Source organism: Cellulophaga geojensis KL-A (genome assembly GCF_000568425.1).
GTDB lineage: Bacteria > Bacteroidota > Bacteroidia > Flavobacteriales > Flavobacteriaceae > Cellulophaga > Cellulophaga lytica.
Genome location: NZ_ARZX01000044.1, coordinates 1 through 6493, shown reverse-complemented (window position 1 = coordinate 6493; position 6493 = coordinate 1). Strand labels below are relative to the sequence as shown.

Genomic DNA, 6493 nt, shown 5'->3' with positions numbered 1-6493 from the left:
TGATGGCGGAATGCCTAATTTTTATGCGTATACAAAAGACAATAATATCTGGATAGACCCTTTAGGTTTAGATGTATATAAACTTACAACACGTTCTGATGGTTGGTATCCAGTTTATGAGAAAGGAAAAAAAGACCCAACATCTTATCAAAAATTAAAAAAAGGTGATACATATAAATTTGGAGAATCTAAAAACTCTGCAACAAGGTATCCTGCATCAAAACTAGATAATGGAAGGATAAATAGATCCAAAGCTACTTCTGTTCAAGTTGACGCAAATGGTAAAGTGAGATTTGATGTAAATGGAAATACAATTGGAGCAGGTTTAGATGTTAAACCATTGACTTTAGGCGGCTCAAAAAAAGCAGATCATTTATTAGAAACTCAGAAAATAAAAGATTATTATAATAAAAATGGTGCGTTACCACCAGGTAATAAAACCTTTCATTAAAAATTAAATTTATGGGGACTTTTCTAAAAGTAACTTTTGAGGCTAGATATGCTGGAAGTGAAGAAAAAAATCAAAAAAAATCAAAAGTTATAAGATACATTGCTGACAATTTAAGAGACATGCCTTGGCAAGAATCAATATCCAGTCAATTACGTAAAGTTGATGGGCATCATACAAATTTATATCTTGTTTTAAGGCTTTTTGATATAAAAGATATTGAAGAAGGTAAGTTAAAATCGTTTGCTAGATATAAAAAGAAAGAAGATAAACTGGTAGTAGACCAAATGCTTATTATAAATGAGTATTCAGATTTACCAGAAGATGAAATGAGAATAAAAATGTGTGATGAAATTTTTGAATACGTTAAGGAAATTTTAATAAAATACAAAGACCGTTTTCAAGATTTTGATGTTATTGCTTTTATTCCATTATTAAAAGAAAGAATAGAGAAAATAAAAGCTAACGAACTAGTTATTGTAGCTTCTAATTGGTAATAATCACTACAGTTAGAATATATTAAGGCTACAAAAAAACAAACAACAAAAGCTACCTGTTAATTTAGGTGGCTTTTTGTATTTTTAAACTGTGGTAATTTATGTAGTTACCAAAAGTTCTTTTGCAGTTTACTATTTAAATACTAAGGCCAATATTTTGATGATGACCTAGAGCTGTGTTACAACAGGTTTAGGTATTACTCGCCAGATAGTGGAACTTACATAAGTCAAGACCCAATTGGGCTTGATGGCGGAATGCCTAATTTTTATGCGTATGTGAGTGATAGTAATAGTTGGGTAGACCCTCTTGGATTAGCAGGAAATTTATGTGATATAGTAAATTATGGTAATAAAAGTAGTAGACTTTTTAATCACCATAATATTATGGATGCTTGGGCTAAAAACAATATTCCAGGCTATGTCAGTAGAAGATCTGCCCAACCAACAATACAGTTAACAAAAGACTTACACGATGCTGCTCATAGAGCTGAACGAAAATGGATGAAAGACACTTTCGGCAAAGTTCGTGGTAATTGGAAGAATATGACTGCACGACAAATGCAGGAATTATCAGAAGTAATGTTTGATGCAGCGAACGTTCCTAAATCCGCAAGAAAAGAGTTCTATAAAAAGTACAACAAATATATTTACACAAAATGTCATTAAAAGAGATATTAGACAAAATAGAGAAAGATAGTTCTTGTAACTTAATTAAAGTAAAAGAACAAAGAGAACTACCTAATAATTTACCTATAGATTTATTTGATTTTTATTCAAACTATAATGGGATAGATTTTTTTAAAGAAGAAGCATACGGAATTAGCATTGTTCCATTTGAGGATTTTAAAACAACAAATAGCGTTTTATTTCCGCCTGATGATGTTATATGGGAAGAATTAGAAGATGACATAAGTCAAAATTGGTATTTAATAGCCAAATCAGAACAATTAAGCCAGTATATAAGTATAGATTTATCTGAAAAAGATAAAGGAAAATGCTACGACAGTTTTTTAGAAACTCACGCAAACCCAGATGACAGCCCAATAATATCTAACAATTTTACTGAACTTTTAGAAAAAATCTATTCTGTAAAAGGCAAAAATTGGTTTTGGTTAGAATCTGATTTTGAATCTTATGGAGATGCCTATGAGGGAATAGAAATATAACTATATCTAATTCTTTTCCCCGCTAGCGCAAGCATCTTGCTTGTGCCCTACCGCATAAGTTTTACAAAAAACAAACAACAAAAGCTATCTACTAATTTAGGTAGCTTTTTGTATTTTTAAACTGTGGTAATTAATGTAGTTACCAAAAGTTCTTTTGCAGTTCACCCTTTAGATACCAAGGCCAATATTTTGATGATGACCTAGAGCTGTGTTACAACAGATTTAGGTATTACTCTCCCGATAGTGGAAGCTATATAAGCCAAGACCCGATTGGGTTGGCTTCTGGCGAACCAAACTTTTATGCGTATGTAAGCGATAGTAATAGTTGAGTTGATGTTTTACTTTTAATTATTGTTCCATTCCTAACTAGCAAAAACATCTTATTTTTCAATATAAAATAAAAAATCAATGTTTATTTTTGTTTTTAATTAAGTAAAGATAAATTTGCTTTATGGAAGACCAGTTACAGTTACTAAGACAACATTTTGAGGAAATCGTTTCTTTAACTGATGAGGAGTGGAACTTTATACAATCGCACTTTGAATTTAAAAGTCTTAAAAAACACCAATTTTTAATACAAGTGGGGCAACCTGTAGATTTTGAATATTGGATTATCAAAGGCTTGGTAAAAGCATATTCCATAGACGAAAAAGGCAAAGAACACATTCTTCAATTTGCTATGGAAAACTATTGGGTGAGCGACCATTGTGCTTTTCAACATCAAGAACCAGGAACTATTTTTGTAGATTGTCTTGAAGATTCAGAGTTTTTCTGTTTGTCTTTAGAGAACAGGGAAAAAATTTGTTTTGAAGTCCCTGCCGTTGCCAACTTTTTCAGAATTAAATCCAACCACGGTTACATCAATCTACAGCAAAGAATCTTGTCTTTGCTTACAATGACTGCAGAAAGCAGGTATGAGTACCTCTTAAATAAGCTTCCGAAATTAATACAACGCGTTCCTAAAAAATTAATAGCTTCTTATTTAGGCGTATCCAGAGAGACTTTAAGTCGTTTTAACAGCTAAAAGTGACCTAAATCACTTTTCCATATTGATATACATCACAAAAAATCCGTGATGTATGTCCTCGCACACCCCTTTGTTTTCATAGAATTTTGTATCGAACAATTAAATACAATGTACTATGAAAACTACAACAATACAGAGCTCCCAAACGGTAGCCAAAAAGAAGAGTCTACCAGCAGCATTATGGGCATTGACCATAAGTGCATTTGCCATAGGAACAACGGAATTTGTAATTGTAGGTTTATTATCTACCGTTGCAAACGACCTAGGCACATCATTAACATCAGCAGGATTATTAGTCAGTCTGTACGCCATTGGTGTTGCCATTGGTGCACCCATTTTAACTGCCTTAACTGGTAAAATTCCAAGGAAACAATTACTAATGGGAATTATGTTACTATTTATAATTGGTAACAGTTTAGCAGCTATTTCACCAAGTTTTGAGTTGTTGCTATTATCTAGAGTTGTAACAGGTTTTGCACACGGTGTATTCTTTTCTATCGGGTCTACCATTGCAGCTAGTTTGGTACCAAAAGATAAGCGAGCAACAGCTATTTCTATAATGTTTGCTGGTCTTACTGTGGCTATTGTAACAGGTGTGCCTTTAGGAACATATATAGGTCAGAATTTTGGATGGAGAGCTACTTTTATTGGTGTTGCCCTTTTAGGGTTAGTAGGTGCAATAGCTAGTTTGGCTTTGGTTCCTAAAAACATCAAACAATCGGCTCCATTACGACTTATAGACCAATTAAAGGTGATTAAGAATCCGTCTATTTTATTGGTGTTAGCCATTACCGCATTTGGTTATGGTGGTACGTTTGTCACCTTTACCTACTTAACTCCGCTGTTAGAAGAAGTGACTGGTTTCTCTTCAAATATGACTAGTGTATTTCTTTTAATTTATGGAATTGCCATAGCAATAGGAAATATTATTGGTGGTAAAGTATCTAACAATAAACCAGGCAAAGCATTATTAGTAATGTTTGCGTTACAAGCCATCGTATTGTTTGTGTTATACTTCACAGCTTCTAGTCAGATTTTTGCTATAGTAACCTTGTTTTTTATGGGAATATTAGCCTTTTCAAACGTACCTGCATTGCAATTATACGTGGTGAAAATGGCGGAAAAATACTTACCAGGAACCGAAGATGTAGCATCTGCCTTAAATATTGCAGCTTTTAACGTTGGTATTGCTATTGGTGCCTATGTAGGCGGAATGGTTGTAGAATCGAGCTTAGGTATTGAAGCGACTCCTTGGGTAGGTGGTATTCTAGTAATTGTGGGATTCTTGTTAACCCTAGTTTTATTCAGAAAGGAAAAAATATAAATAAGGATATTTTAGGTAATGAAAAAGTAGAGAAAGATCTTATTATTGTTTTAAAAAACGATGGAGAAATAACATCTTACGACCTAGAAACTTTACACCAAAAATGGAATATTAAGTTTACAGATAGCTCTTATAATAAAATGAGGAATCAGTTTAAAATTGAAAACTCTATTTTATATGCTACTAGTACACAGAAAGAAATTATTGCGGCTAATGTAAATGATGGTAGTCTTTACTGGAAAACAGAAATTGGTATGCACTCTGGCGTAGATAAGAGGTATGTAATTAGTGGTCAGCATTTACCAATACAAGGAAATTTAATTTTTTTAGCTTCTAACAACAAACAATTATACGCTTTTAACAAATATACAGGAGACAAAGTATGGAACTACAAACTACAGTTTCCTTACAATAACTATACGCCTGTTTTAAACAAAGAGAATCTTGTAATATCTAACGCGCCTTATGTGTACTCTTTTAAATCACAAACAGGACAAGCCATTTGGCAAAGAGGTTTTGGTAATACTCCTATGTATTCTTTAATGCAGATTGATGATAAAAAAGCTTACGTTGCTAACGAATATAATAAAGTATATGCTCTAAATATTGACGATATGGCGTCTATAGCTTGGGAATACCAAACCGAGGGTAAATACGCTAATATAGATAGTAACACTATACTAGACGGTGGAAATTATTATTTTGCATCTGAAACAGATAGTAAAACATTAGATGTTATTGCTTTAAATAGTGATAATGGAGAACTAATATGGAAAACTAGTTTAAACATTGAGGGTGATGATGTTAGGTACTTTAGCAAATACAATAACTATATTTTTGGTTTTACAAAAGCAGACGACAATGCTTTTTTTATGTTAAACGCTACAGATGGTAAACAGTTAAAAATTAGACAGCCTAAAGAGAAGATATTATCTAACATTTTTGTTTATAATGGTGACTTGTCTTTTTTAACAAAAAACTATTTTGTAACCTACAACCTTAAAGCAAACAAGTACACTTACAAAGATATTAAGCTTAAATATGAGGTTAATGATGCTTTTAATTTATATTTTGAAATTGTAAAAGCTAATTAATTATTTACATAAACCTATTATTAAAAAAGAAAGACAGTATCATTGTTATGATACTGTCTTTCTTTTTTAGCTATTAATTCTCCTTTTATTTACGTGCAGATGGCGGCACAGATGGTCTAACCTCTACTTTGCTTGGTAAGGTTCTAGGGTTCATTCGTATTAAATCTACTACCATTTGACCTATGTCTTCTGGTTGAATTTTCCAAGCATCTGCATCTGTAGGTGTGTGTCCGTTAAAATACGTAGCTACAGAACCAGGCATAATAGTAGTTACTTTAATATCATACGGTCTTAAATCTAACATAATTGCTTGTGAAAAACCAACTACACCAAATTTACTAGCGTTATATGCGGCTCCGTTTTCAAAAAAATTGGTACCTGCTAAACTAGATATTGTAAAAATGTATCCTTTAGACTTTTTAAGTGCTGGTATTGCTGCCTTAACTGTGTTAAAAACACCAGTTAAATTAATATCTATAACCGAGTTCCAGTCTTCTGCACTCATTTCATCTATAGGAGAAAACCTCCCTACTCCTGCATTTGCAATACAAAAATCTAAACCACCCCATTTGTCTACAACTTGCTGTATAGCTTTTTCTTCATCTGCTAAGTTCCTAACATCAGATTTAATAATTAAAACCTCTGCATCTCCTATTGTTTTTAAGTGTTTTTCTGTCTCAACTAAATCGTTCTGTGTTCTAGCAGTAATAGCTACACTAACTCCTTCTTTTAGCAACGCTTCTGCTATTCCTAATCCAATTCCTTTAGATCCGCCTGTTATGTATGCTGTTTTTTTCATTTTAAATTATTTATAATTATTTCTAAAATTAAGAAGAAATTCTGTTTTATTCTGTGGTATAATAATCCATAACAAAAACATCATCTATTAGCTAACCTATATTTTTTATAAGTGCTAAATGTTCTTTATGAACTAAAT

At 32.3% G+C, this 6493-nt stretch carries 8 protein-coding genes and 2 pseudogenes; 9 read left to right on the top strand and 1 reads right to left on the bottom strand.

The window, feature by feature from the left end; translation table 11 throughout:
* The 9 genes and pseudogenes from KLA_RS17745 to KLA_RS16845 all read left to right on the top strand — a co-directional run.
* A partial coding sequence (locus tag KLA_RS17745) for a hypothetical protein (RefSeq protein WP_200868418.1) occupies positions 1-451 on the top strand: 451 nt, incomplete at its 5' end.
* Between the two features lie 11 nt (positions 452-462).
* Positions 463-945: a hypothetical protein gene (locus tag KLA_RS16870; protein ID WP_034647268.1), complete on the top strand. Its 483-nt coding sequence runs from the start codon at positions 463-465 to the stop codon at positions 943-945.
* A 159-nt stretch (positions 946-1104) separates the two neighbouring features.
* Positions 1105-1248: pseudogene (locus KLA_RS18565) on the top strand (RHS repeat-associated core domain-containing protein); the annotation flags it as partial.
* Positions 1222-1611, top strand: a complete 390-nt coding sequence (locus KLA_RS18450; protein ID WP_232228783.1) for a hypothetical protein — start codon at positions 1222-1224, stop codon at positions 1609-1611. The pseudogene KLA_RS18565 and the gene KLA_RS18450, both read left to right, overlap by 27 nt.
* Entirely contained in the window at positions 1602-2111 is a 510-nt protein-coding gene (locus KLA_RS16860; protein ID WP_034647266.1) for an SMI1/KNR4 family protein, read from the top strand. Before KLA_RS18450 ends, KLA_RS16860 begins: the two co-directional genes overlap by 10 nt.
* A gap of 170 nt (positions 2112-2281) precedes the next feature.
* Positions 2282-2440, top strand: a pseudogene (locus KLA_RS17910) (RHS repeat-associated core domain-containing protein); the annotation flags it as partial.
* A gap of 122 nt (positions 2441-2562) precedes the next feature.
* A complete protein-coding gene (locus KLA_RS16855; protein WP_034647263.1) occupies positions 2563-3135 on the top strand; it encodes a Crp/Fnr family transcriptional regulator in 573 nt (190 codons plus the stop codon).
* Between the two features lie 118 nt (positions 3136-3253).
* Positions 3254-4462: an MFS transporter gene (locus KLA_RS16850; protein ID WP_034647261.1), complete on the top strand. Its 1209-nt coding sequence runs from the start codon at positions 3254-3256 to the stop codon at positions 4460-4462.
* On the top strand, positions 4390-5556 hold the full coding sequence (locus KLA_RS16845) for a PQQ-binding-like beta-propeller repeat protein (protein WP_051456150.1): 1167 nt from the start codon (positions 4390-4392) through the stop codon (positions 5554-5556). Before KLA_RS16850 ends, KLA_RS16845 begins: the two co-directional genes overlap by 73 nt.
* Before the next feature lie 85 nt (positions 5557-5641).
* On the opposite strand, the gene KLA_RS16840 is transcribed toward KLA_RS16845, so the two are convergent.
* Positions 5642-6355, bottom strand: a complete 714-nt coding sequence (locus KLA_RS16840; RefSeq protein ID WP_013620297.1) for an SDR family oxidoreductase — start codon at positions 6353-6355, stop codon at positions 5642-5644.
* Positions 6356-6493 lie beyond the last annotated feature (138 nt).